The following is a 14,681-nucleotide window of genomic DNA, read 5'->3' on the forward strand; positions in this document are numbered from 1 at the left end:
GCTGAGGGCGGGCCGGTCACTTCAGATAGTCGCTGTGGACCCACCCCTGCCTGGTTCCCGCAGTCACCTCTCGCCATGCCCCGGAGGACCCCACGATCACCACGGTGGTCCCCTTCGCCAACGTCGCCAGCGAGGTCGCCGACGTACTCGGGGAAGTGCGCAGATTCACCGAGGCGGTGGTCGTCGTCCGCACATGCGAGATGTCCGCCATGAGGATCCAACGGTCTCCCGTCGCTGTCTGCAGCAGGCGCCAGGCACCGTCCGCGGAAGCAGCTATCGCCTTGGCGATCGTTCCCGCGGGGAGCGAAACCGCACCCTCTGCGCAGAGCGCGTTCGGTGCCGTTCGAGCTGTCGTGGCTCGGCTCGTCACATAGGTCCACGTAGCCGACGTCGTCCCGACGGCGGGCGTGCAGGCGGTATCGGCGGCGGTCGCTCGGCGCAGGTCGGCGACCGGCACCCATACGTCACCGGTGTCGGTCCGCAGTAGGCGCCAGGCGAGGTCGTCCGACGCCCCGATCGCCGTCGCGAGCGTCCCGGCAGGCAAGGCTGTCTCCCCGGCCGCGCAATCGTGGCTCGGCACCGAGCGTCCGGTTGTCGCGACGGTCGCCACGAAGGTCCAGGACGCCGATCGGGTCGACGTCGGCACGGCGCACGCGATGTCCTGGGCCGTGGCCTGGCGAAGATCGGCGAGAGCGAGCCAGCGCGCGGTCCCCGCGATCGTCAGCTTGCGCCACTCCCCGTCCGCAGAGGTCGCCACGGCGACGCCCACGGCGCCGGCCGGAACGGTCGTCGCCCCGAGCGAGCACGCGGAGTCGGGTGCGGATCGGGCTACGGCCTCCTGCTGAGTCACATAGGTCCAAGAGGCGGGCGCCGTTCCGATCGGTGCGGCGCACGCCGCCTCGTCGGCAGTGGCGCGACGCAGGTCGGCTACCAGCGCCCACCTGCGACCCTCGGTGGTCTCCAGCAGGCGCCAGAGCCCATCGGCCGACGTCGCCACCGCCTTGGCGGTCGTTCCGGTCGAGAGGGACACGGCACCTTCTGCGCAACCACCGGCCGGCGCGGTGCGTCCGGTCGTTCCAACCGCCACGGTGTACGTCCAGGACGCAGGGCCGGTGCCCGTCGGCGTGATGCAGGCGAGCTCTCCCGAGGTCGATGCGCGAAGGTCTGCCAGCGGAACCCAGACGTCGCCGTCGACGGTCCGCAGCTGTCGCCATTGACCGTCCTTCGACGTCGCGACCGCCTTGGCCACAGCACCTGCGGGAAGCTCCACCGTGGCCGCGCAGGCGGTGGTCGGGGCCGCCCGCCCCTGGGTGGCGGTGGTCACCGTATAGGTCCACGACGCGGATCCGATACCCGCAGGATGAGCGCACGGCGACTCCTGGGAGGTGGCCTGCCGGAGCGCATCCCGCGGCACCCAGAGATCGCCCTCCGTCGTCCGCACTTTACGCCACTGGTCATCCGCGGTCGTGGCGAGGGCCTTCACGATCGCCCCGGTCTCGATCGCTGCGGCGCCGGTCGTGCACGAGCTGTTGGGTGCTGTGCGCGCGGTCGTGGCAGAGACGGTGACATACGTCCAGCTCGCCGAACCGGTTCCCGCCGGGACGGCACATGGCGAGCTCGACTGCGTCGAGCCGAACCAGTCGGTGAAGTAGTTGAAGAAGTTCCTGTTCCCATACGCGGAGCAGCCGTCGCCCTCGCCGTAGCCCGCTCGGATGGCCGCCGCGTTGGGCTGATAGGGCGTGTAGTAGTAGAGGTTGGAGGTCGCCTGGTTCTGCACGTAGACCGGCGAGGTCCCGCAGCCGTGGTTGGGGTTGAAGAGGATGTTCCAGGTCTTGCCCGGCGCGTACCAGGTGAAGAACTGACTCGTCCCGGGCGGGTTGGCGTAGCGCTTCATCTGCCACGCCGCACCGTAGACCTGATTGAAGAAGCCGTAGTAGCGCGTGTCGCACGCCGCGGTGTCGGGGCAGCCCTGACCCATCGCGATCGTGTAGCGCCAGTCGCTCGGCCACGTGTGGGTGACCAGGCCCTGCTCCTTCTGCAGAGTGACCAGAATGACCTGCGGGTTGATGCCGCAGGCCTGCGCAACCTTGAAGATGATGCGGGCGGCGCGTTCGCGGGTGCCCCCGCTGTACGCGCCGCACATCGCATCGGCAGTGGTCGTGCGCGACGTGTCGTACCAGTCCTTGAGGCACGTGTAGCCGGCCTGGCAGGAGGGCACTCGCTTCTCGAGGAAGGCCTGAATCTGCGCCTCCGACATCGTGCTCTTGTTGAAGAAGACCGCATCGCTGACGATGTTGCCCGGATTGAACTTCGACAGATCGGCAGCTTTCACGATGTCCGTCGGCGCCGCGGGCCCGGCCGCGACGGCGGCAGGAGCCTCCGTCGCGATGGGCTCGGCAGCGGACGCAGACCCTGCTCCGACAAGGGAGATGACCACCGTCAGGGCGGCCGTCATCGCCGCGATCTTCGTCCGGACGGTCACGACATCGCTCGCTCAAGGATCTGCTTCACGTGACCAGTGTGACGGATGTGACTGGTGCGATACAACAATCGTTCGAATTCCGGCGCTGAGACACGCGGAGATCGGCGAACTCCCGGGGAGGACCGGCGAGTGCGAGGATGACGGGATGAGGGGGATCATTCTTGCGGGTGGGTCGGGGACGCGGTTGCATCCGATCACGTTGGGTGTGTCGAAGCAGTTGGTGCCGGTGTATGACAAGCCGATGGTTTATTACCCGTTGTCGACGTTGATGTTGGCGGGGATCGACGAGATTCTGGTGGTCACGACGCCGCATGATGCGCCGTTCTTTCAGCGGTTGCTGGGTGATGGGTCGCAGTTCGGGGTGTCGTTGTCGTTCGCGGTGCAGCCGTCTCCGGATGGGTTGGCGCAGGCGTTCACGATCGGTGCGGATTTCATCGGGTCCGAGAAGGTCGCGTTGGTGTTGGGTGACAACTTGCTGTACGGGCCGGGGTTGGGGACGCAGCTGGCCCGGTTCCGGGATGTGTCGGGTGGGGCGATCTTCGCGTATTGGGTTGCGGAGCCGTCGGCGTACGGGGTGGTGGAGTTCGACGGGTCGGGGCGCGCGGTGTCGTTGGAGGAGAAGCCGGTGGCGCCGAAGTCGAATTACGCGGTCCCGGGGTTGTATTTCTATGACAACGATGTGGTGGGTATCGCTGCGGGGTTGGTGCCGTCGGCGCGGGGTGAGTACGAGATCACGGATGTGAACCGGGCGTATCTGGAGCGGGGTGATCTGCAGGTGGAGGTGCTGCCGCGGGGTACGGCGTGGTTGGACACGGGAACGTTCGATCAGATGACCGACGCGGCGGAGTATGTCCGCACGATGCAGCGGCGCACGGGTATGTCGATCGGGGTGCCGGAAGAGGTCGCGTGGCGGCAGGGGTTCCTGGACGATGAGGGGTTGCGGGTGCGGGCGGAGAAGCTGGTGAAGTCGGGGTACGGCAGGTATCTGCTGCAGATCCTGGAGCACGGGCGATGAGCCGCCGGCTGCTGGTCACCGGCGGGGCGGGGTTCATCGGCTCCAACTTCGTCCACCACGTCCTCGAGCACACCGATGACCACGTGACGGTGCTGGACAAACTCACCTACGCCGGAAACCTGATGTCCCTGGACGGGCTCCCGCAGGACCGGTTCCGTTTCGTGCGGGGCGACATCTGCGACGCAGCCCTGGTGGATGAGCTGTTCGCGGGGGTGGACGCCGTGGTGCATTACGCCGCGGAGTCCCATAACGACAACTCCCTGGATGACCCGCGACCGTTTCTGGATACCAACATCGTCGGCACGTACACGCTGCTGGAAGCGGCCCGCCGCCATCACCGGCGGTTTCATCACATCTCCACCGACGAGGTCTACGGTGATCTGGAACTGGATGACCCGGCACGGTTCACCGAGACCACCCCCTACAGCCCCTCCTCCCCCTACAGCAGCACGAAGGCAGGGTCGGATCTGCTGGTGCGGGCATGGGTGCGTTCGTTCGGGGTGCCCGCCACCATCTCGAACTGCTCCAACAACTACGGCCCGTACCAGCACGTGGAGAAGTTCATCCCCCGCCAGATCACCAACATCCTCCGCGGCATCCGACCCAAGCTCTACGGCACCGGCGAGAACGTGCGGGACTGGATCCACGCCGACGACCACTCCTCCGCCGTCCTCACCATTTTGGACACCGGCCGGATCGGGGAAACGTACCTGATCGGCGCGGACGGGGAGAAAAGCAACAAAGACGTCGTGGAACTCATCCTCACCCTGATGGGCCAGCCCGCCGACGCGTACGACCACGTCACCGACCGGGCAGGCCACGACCTGAGGTACGCGATCGACTCCACCCGGCTGCGCACCGAACTCGGCTGGCAGCCCCGGTACGCCGACTTCGAGGCCGGGCTGGCCGCGACCATCCACTGGTACCGGCACCACGAACCCTGGTGGGCACCCACCAAAACCGGTGTCGAAGCGTTCTATGCCTCGAAAGGGCAGTGATCCGGTGTCGATCGAGTTCGGTAAACCCCTCACCCCCACCCCCACCCCCATCCCCGGGCTGGTGGTCTGGGACCTGCCCGTCCACGGCGATACCCGCGGCTGGTTCAAAGAGAACTGGCAACGGCAGAAGATGCTGCCCCTGGGGCTGCCGGATTTCGGGCCGGTGCAGAACAACATCTCCTTCAACGACCAGGTCGGCACCACCCGCGGCATCCACGCCGAACCCTGGGACAAATACGTCTCCGTCGCCACCGGCCGCATCTTCGGCGCCTGGGTCGACCTACGCCAAGGCCCCACCTTCGGCGCCGTCTACACCACCGAACTCGACCCCTCCCGTGCGATCTTCGTCCCCCGCGGCGTCGGCAACGCCTACCAGACCCTCCACCCCGACACCGCCTACACCTACCTCGTCAACGACCACTGGACCCCCACCGCCCCCTACCTTCCTCAACCTCGCCGACGAAACCGCCGACATCCCCTGGCCCATCCTCCACCAGGCCGAGATCTCCGACAAAGACCGCACCCACCCACGCCTGGCCGACGTCACCCCCTGCCACCGCGCAAAACCCCCATCACCGGCGCGAACGGGCAACTCCGGCCGCGCACCTCCGCGCCGAATACGGCGAGCACCCTGGATCGAATACACCACCGTCACACCCTCGACCTCACCCACCCCGACCTGCCAACCGCGCGGCACTGGCGCGACTACGACACCATCATCAACGCCGCCGCCTACACCGCCGTCGACACCGCCGAAACCCCACCGGCCGCCGCGACCTGGGCCGCCAACGCCACCGCCGTCGCCGCGCTGGCCCGCATCGCCACCGAGAACAACATCACCCTCGTCCACATCTCCAGCGACTACGTCTACGACGGCACCAAACCCACCCCCTACACCGAAACCGACCCCAGCCCCCTCAACGTCTACGGACACACCAAAGCCGCCGGCGACGCCATCACCGCCACCGTCCCCCGCCACTACATCATCCGCACCAGCTGGGTCATCGGCGACGGCCACAACTTCGTCCGCACCATGACCACCCTCGCCGCCCGCGGCATCAACCCCACCGTCGTCGACGACCAAACCGGACGCCCCACCTTCACCACCGACCTCGCCACCGGCATCCACCACCTCACCCGCACCCACGCACCCCACGGCACCTACAACCTCACCAACACCGGCCCACCCACCACCTGGGCAGACCTCGCCCGCACCATCTACCACCTCACCGGACACGACCCCCACCGCATCACCCCCACCACCACACACGACTACTACGCCAACACCCCCACCCCGTCGCCCCACGACCCACCAACAGCGTCCTCGACCTCACCAAGATCCGCGCCACCGGATACACCCCCACCGACCACACCGAGGCACTCCAGACGTACCTGAGCCTGCGCGGTGGCGGGAGCCCGAGAACCTGACCCTCAGCGGTCGGCGTGCAGCTGCCAGACCCTCAGAGGTCGGCGTGCAGCTGCCAGACGCGCTCCGCGGCACCGTGCCACGAGAACACGCGGCCCCGGTCTCCGGCCATCACCCCGAGCCGCTCCGCAGCCGATGTCGTGGCGAGGGCCCGCGCCAGGGCGTTGCCGAGCCCTTCGATCAGGGATGCCGCATCCGTCGCCGCGATGAGATCGCCGCCGTCGACGATCACCTCGCGGTGGGTCGGGGTGTCGTGGGCGATGACGGGGACGCCCAGCGCGAGAGCCTCGACTGCCCGCCACGGGAAGGCGGTCCGCGCGGAGGGCGCGAGGTAGGCCAGCGCCGCGCCGAACACGGCAGCCCGGTCCGCGCACTCGAGAGCGCCCCGGACATGGACGCGCCGCTCGGGGACGCCGACGGACTCGGCGAGTTCGGCCACGGCCGGCTCGCGTCCCTCATCGACGTCCAGCACCACGACAGGCAGGTCGAGTCCCGATGCCGCGACGGCGGCCAGTCCCGCGTCGACCGCGTCGGAGGGCGCCGCGCCGCTGAGCAGGACGAAGCCCTCGGGCACACCCAGGTGTCGACGGCGGCCGACTTCGTCGGACGGGACGGCGAAGTCCAGCGGCGCCGCGCCCGAGATCACCCGGGTACGGTCGCCGACCTTCGCGCGCTCGGCCAGACGCTCGCCCAGCTCATGGGTGGGTACCACGATCGCATCGGCGTGCTTGGCCGCGCGCTTGAGCATGGCGCGCTGCCACGCCGCCTGCCCGCGGGGCAGTTCGTCGGGGGCCTCCCAGGCGCGCAGGTCCCAGACCGTCACCACCGTCTGGTCGTGGTCGTGCAGACGGTCGTGCTTGACGAGGGGCGCCATGAGCGTCGGAGAGTGGATCATGCCACCGCCGATCCCCGTCGCGACGCCGAGCTGCAGCGCGGCCGCCAGCTCGCGGCGTGCCAGCGCGGTGCGCCGCACGCTCGAGAGTCCGGGCACGCGGCGAAGATCGTCGGCCCCCGCGGGCACGATGCCCTCGACGTCGCACCCGTCGGGCGCGCCGGCGACGAGGGCGCGAGCGAGGTCGCGCGAGGCCTCGGCGAGTATCGGATCCGTGGGCGCGGCGACCTGGTCGAGCAGCACCCGCAGGGTGGCCGTCATGGCGCCGGCGTGGCGGTCGGCGTCGGCGGGTGCAGTGCCTGCTGCACGAGCTCGTGGACGTAGGCGTAGTCCGGCGCGGACTCCTCCACCCCGTTGGCGGGCGTGAGTTCGATCGTCGTCAGGGGCTCCTCCCGCGCGTCGACGGCGAGGTCCGCGAGGAAGGGGATGAGCGACTGGGGCAGATCGGTCTCGACGAGATCGGTGCCCGCGGCGGCGATGTCCTGGAAGCGGGTCAGGACGGTCTGCGGCGTGAACTGCTCGAGGATCGCCTGCTGAAGCACCCGCTGGCGCTTCATGCGGTCGTAGTCGCTGGTCGTGTAGCGCGACCGCGCATACCACTGGGCCGTGTCGCCGTCCATCCGCTGCGGTCCGGCTTCGATCCAGCCGGTGGCCCACTCCTCGGCGGGCTGGCCGTCGTATGCGGGACCGCCTCCCTCGGGCAGGCGCTCCTCGACCGTGATCTGGACTCCCCCCAGCGCGTCGATGAGCGCGGCGAATCCGTGCATGTCGATGAAGACGTAGTACGGGATCTCGATCCCCAGGATGCCTTCGGCGGCGTCCTTGGTCGCCTCTACGCCGGGCGAGGAGCCCGTCGAGGCGGCATCCGGATAGAGGGCGTCGCCGTCGCGGCACACCTCGACCTCGGTGCGGAGCTGGTTGATGCCGCTGCCCCAGCCGCACGTCGCGTTCGCGAAACCCTCGTGCACGTCGGGGTACAGGTCTTTCATGGGGCCGTCCGCGAACGGGAAGTTCGGCATGTCGCGGGGGATGCCGGTGATGGTGGTCGCCCCCGTGTCGGCGTTGACCGAGACCACCGAGATGCTGTCGAACCGCATCGAATCGCGGCCCTCCCCGCTGTCGGCACCCAGCAGCAGGATGTTGTAGTAGCCGTCCGAGGGCGGGACGGCAGGACCGCTCTCTCCGAAGATCGCGCCCAGGGTGTCGCGGGTCGTTCCCGCGACGGTCGCGCCATAGGCGGCGGTGCCGCCCGAGACCACGGTGAGCGCGACGGCGAGCAGGGCGATGCCGAAGCGCGCGAGGCGTCCGGTGCGCACCAGCCGCACGAGGCGCAGCGTGTCGACAGTGAGCACGACCCACAGCACGCCGTAGGCCACGAGGGCCAGCTGCGCTGCGGTGAGGAAGAACCAGTTGGTCGCGACGGCGAGCACGACCGGTCGCCACAGCGCGAGCGCGAGCAGCCCGATCGCGCCGAAGAGCCACAGGCTGAGCGTCGCTCCGAGACCGAGGCGCCCGAGACGCCGGTTGCCGGCGAGGGCCTGCGCCGACCCGGGGACGAGGAAGTTCAGCACGACCAGCCACCAGCCCCGGCGGGTCATCAGCGCGCGCGAGGTCGCGTCCGGGTAGCGCAGCGGGCGCTCCTGGACGACGGAGCGCGGGACGGCCCGGGGAGCCGCCGTGCGGTGGCGCGGTGGGGCGGCCACACTCACAGGGACTCCTTGAGACGCCGGTTCTTCTCATCGACCTGCGCCTCGAGGGCGCGCGCGTAGTCCTCGATCCGGTCACCCAGGTCGGTGTCGGAGGTGCCGAGGATGCGAGCGGCGAGCAGGCCCGCGTTCTTCGCGCCGTTGATCGACACCGTCGCGACGGGGATGCCGGCGGGCATCTGCACGATGCTCAGGAGCGAGTCCAGCCCGTCGAGGGTCGCCAGCTGCACCGGAACGCCGACGACCGGCAGCGCCGTGAGCGAGGCGAGCATGCCGGGCAGGTGGGCGGCGCCCCCGGCACCGGCGATGATCACCCGGATGCCGCGCCCGCGCGCCTCGCGCCCATAGCGCAGCAGCTTGTCGGGCGTGCGGTGGGCCGAGACGACCTCGACCTCGTGCGGGACGCCGAGGTCGCTGAGGATCTGCGAGGCGTCGCTCATCACGCGCCAGTCCGAGTCGGAGCCCATGACGACGCCGACCAGGGGCGCCTCGGAAGAATGCAGCGGCGTGGTCACCCGACAAGGCTAGGGCGCGACGCTGGACAAACCCCGCAACGGCGCGGTCGTTCCGGCCCCGCCGGTGTTGGGGCTTCCTAGGCTGGAGAGCATGACCGCCCCCACCGACCTGGACGTCAACGCCGCACTGCGCGAACGCTACGGTGCGGCCGCGCCGCAGCTGAGCGATCCCGCGCTGCTCGGAAGCGAGATGCTCGCGACCATGCTGCGGCACCGGTCCGTGCGACGATTCACGGGACAACCCGTCGAGCCTGAGACGATCACCGCTCTGATCGCGGCGGCGCAGTCGGCGGCGACCAGCTCGAACAACCAGGTGTGGAGTGTCGTCGAGGTCCGCGACGACGCCGCTCGGCAGCGACTGGTGGCACAGGCGGGCGCGAGCGCCTTCGTCGCCGAAGCGCCCGTCGTGCTGCTGTTCGTGGCGGACTGGGCGCGCGCGTCGGCGATCGCCGGCGGACGGGGCGAAGCCGACGAGGCCGCCGAGTACCTGGAGTCGACTCTGGTCGGTTTCGTCGATGCGGCGCTGGCTGCGCAGAACGCGGTGGTCGCCGCCGAGAGCCTGGGCCTGGGCACCTGCTACCTGGGGTCCCTGCGCAACGATCCGGCCGCCGCGGCGACGCTGGCGGGGCTCCCGGCGCGCGCCGTCGTCGCCTTCGGCGTCGCGCTCGGCTGGCCGCATCCCGACGAGACGGCCGGGGTCAAACCGCGCCTCGCACCGGAGGTGGTGCACTCCCTCGAGACGTACCGCCCGGTGTCACCGCGAGACATCGAGGCGTACGAGAGCACCCTCGCGGCGTACAACGCGGCGCAGGGGCGACCCTCCGGATGGATCCGCCAGATCGTCGCTCGGGTGCGCGACATCCGCGGGCTCCACGGACGCGAGCGGATGCGCGAATGGCTGACGGATCGGGGCCTGCCCTCGCGCTGACCCGGTCAGTCGGTGAAGAACGCCGCCGCCGCGCGCGCCTGATAGGCGACCTCGTCCAGGTCGGATCCCGCGGCGTTGACATGTCCCACCTTGCGGCCCGGCCGCGGGGCCTTTCCGTAGGTGTGCACTTTGGCGGCGGGGTGCTCGGCCATGGCCGCGGCGAAGCGCTCGTCCAGACCGCCGCTCTCGGGCCCCCCGAGGATGTTCACCATCACCGACCACGCCTCCCGCGGCTGCGGGTCTCCGAGCGGAAGGTCGAGCACGGCGCGCAGGTGCTGCTCGAACTGGCTCGTGACCGCGCCGTCCTGAGACCAGTGCCCGCTGTTGTGGGGGCGCATCGCGAGCTCGTTGACCAGGATGCGCTCGTCGGTGGTCTCGAACAGCTCCACCGCCAGCATCCCGGTCACCCCGAGTCCTTCGGCGATCGCGGTACCGACTCCCGCCGCCACCTCGGCCAGCCGCTCCGGCGCGTGCGGGGCGGGAGCGACGACCTCGGCGCACACGCCGTCGCGCTGCACGGTCTCGACCACCGGGTACACCGTCATCTCGCCGGACGGCCGGCGCGCGACCTGCTGTGCGAGCTCCCGCGTGAAGTCGACGAGCTCCTCCACCAGCAGGTCGCCGCCGCGGGCATCCTCGGCGAGCGCCGCGAACCAGTCGTCGGCCTCGGTCGCGGCCGACACGACGCGCACGCCCTTGCCGTCGTAGCCGCCGCGCGGGGTCTTGACCACGGCACGACCGCCGTGTGCGTCGAGGAAGGCCTGCAGGCCCTCGGCGTCCGACACCGCGGCCCAGTCCGGCTGCGGCATCCCGAGCTCGGACAGCCGCGCACGCATGTGCAGCTTGTCCTGCGCATAGAGCAGCGCGTCCGGACCGGGGTGCACCGCGATCCCCGCGTCGACCATCGCGCGCAGGACGTCCTGGGGCACGTGTTCATGGTCGAACGTGACGACGTCGACGTCGCGCGCGAACGCCAGGACGGTCTCGGTGTCGCGGTAGTCCCCCACCGCCGTGGCCGCCAGCGCGGCCGCCATCCCCTCGTCCTCGGCGAGCACCCGCAGCTCCACACCGAGTTCGACCGCGGGTGCGATCATCATGCGGGCCAGCTGCCCGCCCCCGACGACTCCGACTCGCAGCGCCATGCCGCTCCTTCCGACTCCCCCATCTTCGCGCACCTCGGGTCCGCGTAGGGGACGAGGGCAGCCCGCTCAGACCGAGCGCACGCCGGGGGGCAGCGGCTGGGCGTCGCGGTGGGCGAGGATCTGACTGACCTCGATCTGGTCGACGAGCACCTCGTGCACGAGCGATGCGCTCGGAACGTCCACGAGCCGCAGCGGAGCGTCGACGCCGTCCGACAGCACCAGTGTTCCCGCGCCCCAGAGCCGCTGCACCGGGCCGCGTCGCACCTGGATCGCATACCCGCGAACGTGGCCGAGCTCGCGGCGGCGGACCGCGAGCAGACCCGCCCGCTCGATCACGCGGCGGGTCGTGATGGTGTAGACGTGCGACGCCCACGACGCATAGGGCAGCACCACGAGCAGCAGCACGACCGCGGCGGCCGCGGTGAACAGCATCCAGTCCTCGAAGGGCGCCGGGAGGTTGCCGGAGAAGTAGCCCACCGCTCCCGCCACGCCTATGAGGACGAGCGCCGACCAGACGAGGCGACGCGCGTGGGGCCGGAACCGGGCGACCCTCAACTCAGGCGTGGCGGCGCCCGGGGCCGGCATCAGCGGCCGGCCACCGTACGGTGTCGGCTGGGTCATGCCTCCATTGTGCGCGGGAGCGCGACATCGCCGCGCCGGGCGCGCCATGGCGCGTCATACTCGCGCGCTCTCAGCGCACGTGCACAATGTCGCCCGCGCCCACGACGGTCTCGCCGCCGGAGTCGCCGTGCACGACCAGGCGCCCTTCGCCGTCGATCCGGGCCCCCGTTCCCGAGAGGGTGGTGCCGTCCGGGAGCGACACCACGACGGACGTGCCGATGGTGTCGCACAGGGTCTCGACCTCGGCGCGCACGCCGGCTGCGGCGGCATCGCCTCCGCTGGCGATGAGCGACTGCAGCTGTTCGTCGAGGGAGGTCAGATAGTCGGCCAGGAGGCGGTCGGCGTCCGCCTCGACCCCGGCGGTGCGCAGCGACGTCGCCGACGGGACGGGGAGCGCCTCCGCCGGCATGTCGGTGTTGACCCCCGCGCCGACCACGACCGCTCCGGCATCGGCGGGGACCACCTGCGCCAGGATGCCGCAGAGCTTGCGCCCGTCCAGCAGCACGTCGTTCGGCCATTTCAGCCGCGCGGAGTGACCGGTGCCGACCAGCTGGGCGGACACCGCCCGCGTCATCGCCGCGCCGGCCATGAGCGGGATCCAGCCGCGTGCGGACACCGGAAGGGCGTCGACGCGCAGCACGGTGGAGATCGCCAGGGCCATGCCCGGGGGCGCGACCCATTCGCGATCGAGCCGGCCGCGCCCCGCCCGCTGATCGTCGGTCAGGAGAACCGAGAGGTGAGGCCATGCCGACGGGTCGTCGATGAGGTGGTCGACGAGGTCGGCGTTGGTCGAGCCGGTCTCGGTGACCACCTGCACGCGGGGGCTCACCGCCGCCGCGAGGGGGAAGCCTTCGGAGGGGATGCTCATACCGTCACCCTACGGGGAACAGCGGATCGCCGAACCCCTTGTGCGAACCCTCCAACCGTTGGGCCAGACCGCTCGATAGGGTGGAACGCGTGACCGAACAGCCCGATCTTTCCACGACCGCCGGCAAGATCGCCGACCTGCGCGCGCGCTTCCAAGAGGCCGTCCTCGACGCCGAGAAGACGGCGCAGGACAAGCAGCACGCGAAGGGCAAGCTCACCGCCCGCGAGCGCATCGACCTGCTCGTGGACCCCGGCAGCTTCGTCGAGCTCGACGAGTACGTCCGACACCGCACGTCGGCGTTCGGCATGGACAAGGCCCGGCCCTACGGCGACTCGGTCGTCACCGGGGTGGGGACGATCCACGGCCGCACGACCGCCGTCTACGCGCAGGACTTCTCGACCTTCGGCGGTTCGCTGGGCGAGGTCGCGGGCGACAAGATCATCAAGGTCATGGAGTTCGCCATGCGCAGCGGCATCCCCATCGTGGGGATGCTGGATTCCGGCGGCGCGCGCATCCAGGAAGGCGTGGTCGCCCTCGGCAAGTACGGTGAGATCTTCCGCCTGAACACCGCGGCATCCGGGGTCATCCCGCAGATCTCGATCATCATGGGCCCGGCAGCGGGTGGAGCGGTGTACTCCCCGGCGCTCACGGACTTCGTGGTCATGGTCGACAAGACCAGCCAGATGTTCGTCACCGGCCCCGACGTCATCAAGACCGTGACCGGCGAGGACGTCGGGATGGAGGAGCTCGGCGGTGCGCACACGCACAACACGCGGTCCGGCGTGGCGCACTACCTCGCCGAGGACGAGGACGACGCGATCGACTACGTGCGGACGCTTCTGAGCTACCTCCCCGACAACAACATGTCCGAGATCCCTGTGTACGAGACCGGTTTCGAGTTCGAGACGACGGATGCCGATCGCGCACTGAACGCGATCATCCCCGACTCCCCCAACCAGCCCTACGACATCCACGAGGTGATCCGTCACATCGTCGATGCCGAGGACTTCCTCGAGGTGCAGCCCCTCTTCGCCCCGAACATCGTGATCGGCTTCGGCCGCGTCGAGGGGCGCTCGGTGGGCATCATCGCGAACCAGCCGTCGCAGATGGCCGGCACCCTCAACATCGAAGCGGGAGAGAAGGCGAGCCGCTTCGTGCGCTTCTGCGACGCGTTCTCGATCCCGATCGTCACGCTCGTCGACGTCCCCGGCTACCTCCCCGGCACCGACCAGGAGTGGACCGGGGTCATCCGCCGCGGCGCGAAGCTGTTGTACGCCTACGCCGAGGCGACGGTGCCGCTGGTGACCGTCATCCTCCGCAAGGCCTACGGCGGCGCCTACATCGTCATGGGCTCCAAGCAGCTCGGCGCCGACGTGAACCTCGCGTGGCCGACGGCCGAGATCGCGGTGATGGGCGGCCAGGGCGCGGTGAACATCCTCTACCGCGGCGAGATCAAGCGTGCCGAGGCGGCGGGCGAGGACGTCGCGGCCGTGCGGACCCGGCTCGCGAACGAGTACACCTACAACGTCGCGTCGCCGTTCCTCGCCGCCGAGCGCGGCGAGCTCGACGGCATCATCGAACCGGCCGCCACGCGCGTGTCGATCGCCAAGGCGCTGCGGGCCCTGCGCGGCAAGCGGGCGAGCCTGCCGCCCAAGAAGCACGGGAACATCCCGCTGTGACGCCGACCAGCGACAACCTGCCCGAGGACGGCGTCGCGATCGACGTCCGTCGCGGAGCGCCGACCGAGGAAGAGCTGGCGGCCCTCATCGCGGTCGTGAGCGAGGCGTACACGACCGAGGCGGAGCACGCGGTGGTCGACGACGCCCCGTCGCGCAGCGCGTGGGACGTGTCGGCGCGCAACCTCCGGCGCCCGCTCGACCGAGCCCTCGGATGGCGGCACGGCGGCTGCTGATCGGCTCCGGTACGCGGGACATGTCCCCCGAAATACCTACAGACGCCCCTATCGGCAACCGGAATACTGGTTCTCGCTGGAACGCTTCTGCGTTCGGCTGACCTGCTCTCCTCCGGGACAGCACAGGTTCGGCCCCGCGGACGGTTTTCGGGTATCCGTCCGCATGGCGAGGGGCG

At 70.1% G+C, this 14,681-nt stretch carries 12 protein-coding genes and 1 pseudogene; 6 read left to right on the forward strand and 7 right to left on the reverse strand.

Annotation, left to right across the window (positions count from 1 at the left end; genetic code table 11):
* Positions 1 to 16: 16 nt before the first annotated feature.
* A complete protein-coding gene (locus NFR93_RS10995; RefSeq protein ID WP_251453261.1) occupies positions 17 to 2,482 on the reverse strand; it encodes an SH3 domain-containing protein in 2,466 nt (821 codons plus the stop codon).
* A gap of 145 nt (positions 2,483 to 2,627) precedes the next feature.
* Between NFR93_RS10995 and rfbA the strand changes: the two genes are divergently transcribed.
* The 3 genes and pseudogenes from rfbA (at position 2,628) to NFR93_RS11010 (ending at position 5,923) form a co-directional block, all read left to right on the forward strand.
* Positions 2,628 to 3,497, forward strand: coding sequence for a glucose-1-phosphate thymidylyltransferase RfbA (rfbA, locus tag NFR93_RS11000; RefSeq protein ID WP_251453262.1), 870 nt, complete (start codon positions 2,628 to 2,630; stop codon positions 3,495 to 3,497).
* Positions 3,494 to 4,495, forward strand: coding sequence for a dTDP-glucose 4,6-dehydratase (gene rfbB / locus NFR93_RS11005; RefSeq protein WP_251453263.1), 1,002 nt, complete (start codon positions 3,494 to 3,496; stop codon positions 4,493 to 4,495). The genes rfbA and rfbB overlap by 4 nt, the downstream gene beginning before the upstream one ends.
* Positions 4,476 to 5,923 (forward strand): annotated as a pseudogene (locus tag NFR93_RS11010) (sugar nucleotide-binding protein). The gene rfbB and the pseudogene NFR93_RS11010 overlap by 20 nt, the downstream one beginning before the upstream one ends.
* Before the next feature lie 32 nt (positions 5,924 to 5,955).
* Here the strand turns inward: NFR93_RS11010 and NFR93_RS11015 are convergent.
* The 3 genes from NFR93_RS11015 to purE are packed head-to-tail and all read right to left on the reverse strand — an operon-like array spanning position 5,956 to position 8,986.
* Positions 5,956 to 7,074, reverse strand: a complete 1,119-nt coding sequence (locus NFR93_RS11015) for a glycosyltransferase family 4 protein (protein ID WP_251453264.1) — start codon at positions 7,072 to 7,074, stop codon at positions 5,956 to 5,958.
* The gene (locus NFR93_RS11020) at positions 7,071 to 8,522 is read right to left on the reverse strand and encodes an LCP family protein (RefSeq protein WP_251453265.1); all 1,452 of its coding nucleotides are present in this window, start codon (positions 8,520 to 8,522) and stop codon (positions 7,071 to 7,073) included. The genes NFR93_RS11015 and NFR93_RS11020 overlap by 4 nt, the downstream gene beginning before the upstream one ends.
* A complete protein-coding gene (purE, locus tag NFR93_RS11025; RefSeq protein WP_251453596.1) occupies positions 8,519 to 8,986 on the reverse strand; it encodes a 5-(carboxyamino)imidazole ribonucleotide mutase in 468 nt (155 codons plus the stop codon). Before purE ends, NFR93_RS11020 begins: the two co-directional genes overlap by 4 nt.
* A gap of 139 nt (positions 8,987 to 9,125) precedes the next feature.
* Here purE and NFR93_RS11030 point away from each other — a divergent pair, with 139 nt between their 5' ends.
* Entirely contained in the window at positions 9,126 to 9,962 is an 837-nt protein-coding gene (locus NFR93_RS11030) for a nitroreductase family protein (protein ID WP_251453266.1), read from the forward strand.
* Between the two features lie 5 nt (positions 9,963 to 9,967).
* On the opposite strand, the gene NFR93_RS11035 is transcribed toward NFR93_RS11030, so the two are convergent.
* The 3 genes from NFR93_RS11035 to NFR93_RS11045 all read right to left on the reverse strand — a co-directional run bounded on the left by NFR93_RS11035 (position 9,968) and on the right by NFR93_RS11045 (position 12,593).
* Positions 9,968 to 11,104 (reverse strand): 5-(carboxyamino)imidazole ribonucleotide synthase, encoded by a 1,137-nt coding sequence (locus NFR93_RS11035; protein ID WP_251453267.1) that lies wholly within the window; start codon positions 11,102 to 11,104, stop codon positions 9,968 to 9,970.
* A 66-nt stretch (positions 11,105 to 11,170) separates the two neighbouring features.
* Positions 11,171 to 11,725, reverse strand: a complete 555-nt coding sequence (locus tag NFR93_RS11040; RefSeq protein ID WP_251453268.1) for a PH domain-containing protein — start codon at positions 11,723 to 11,725, stop codon at positions 11,171 to 11,173.
* A gap of 70 nt (positions 11,726 to 11,795) precedes the next feature.
* Positions 11,796 to 12,593 (reverse strand): biotin--[acetyl-CoA-carboxylase] ligase, encoded by a 798-nt coding sequence (locus NFR93_RS11045; RefSeq protein ID WP_251453269.1) that lies wholly within the window; start codon positions 12,591 to 12,593, stop codon positions 11,796 to 11,798.
* A gap of 89 nt (positions 12,594 to 12,682) precedes the next feature.
* Between NFR93_RS11045 and NFR93_RS11050 the strand changes: the two genes are divergently transcribed.
* Both NFR93_RS11050 and NFR93_RS11055 read left to right on the forward strand, forming a co-directional pair.
* Positions 12,683 to 14,272, forward strand: a complete 1,590-nt coding sequence (locus NFR93_RS11050) for an acyl-CoA carboxylase subunit beta (protein ID WP_251453270.1) — start codon at positions 12,683 to 12,685, stop codon at positions 14,270 to 14,272.
* Positions 14,269 to 14,505 carry an acyl-CoA carboxylase subunit epsilon gene (locus tag NFR93_RS11055; RefSeq protein WP_251453271.1) on the forward strand — a complete coding sequence of 79 codons (237 nt, stop codon included), beginning with the start codon at positions 14,269 to 14,271 and terminating at the stop codon, positions 14,503 to 14,505. The genes NFR93_RS11050 and NFR93_RS11055 overlap by 4 nt, the downstream gene beginning before the upstream one ends.
* The last annotated feature ends 176 nt before the right edge of the window (positions 14,506 to 14,681 follow it).

The organism is Microbacterium sp. Marseille-Q6648, assembly GCF_943181415.1.
Lineage (GTDB): Bacteria > Actinomycetota > Actinomycetes > Actinomycetales > Microbacteriaceae > Microbacterium.

What these genes read in the sequence shown, in the direction of transcription:
- NFR93_RS11040 (WP_251453268.1), bottom strand. Translation starts at nt 11,725, where the DNA reads ATGACCCAGCCGACACCGTACGGTGGCCGGCCGCTGATGCCGGCCCCG.
- rfbA (WP_251453262.1), top strand. Translation starts at nt 2,628, where the DNA reads ATGAGGGGGATCATTCTTGCGGGTGGGTCGGGGACGCGGTTGCATCCG.
- NFR93_RS11045 (WP_251453269.1), bottom strand. Translation starts at nt 12,593, where the DNA reads ATGAGCATCCCCTCCGAAGGCTTCCCCCTCGCGGCGGCGGTGAGCCCC.
- NFR93_RS11030 (WP_251453266.1), top strand. Translation starts at nt 9,126, where the DNA reads ATGACCGCCCCCACCGACCTGGACGTCAACGCCGCACTGCGCGAACGC.
- NFR93_RS11015 (WP_251453264.1), bottom strand. Translation starts at nt 7,074, where the DNA reads ATGACGGCCACCCTGCGGGTGCTGCTCGACCAGGTCGCCGCGCCCACG.
- rfbB (WP_251453263.1), top strand. Translation starts at nt 3,494, where the DNA reads ATGAGCCGCCGGCTGCTGGTCACCGGCGGGGCGGGGTTCATCGGCTCC.
- NFR93_RS11035 (WP_251453267.1), bottom strand. Translation starts at nt 11,104, where the DNA reads ATGGCGCTGCGAGTCGGAGTCGTCGGGGGCGGGCAGCTGGCCCGCATG.
- purE (WP_251453596.1), bottom strand. Translation starts at nt 8,986, where the DNA reads ATGGGCTCCGACTCGGACTGGCGCGTGATGAGCGACGCCTCGCAGATC.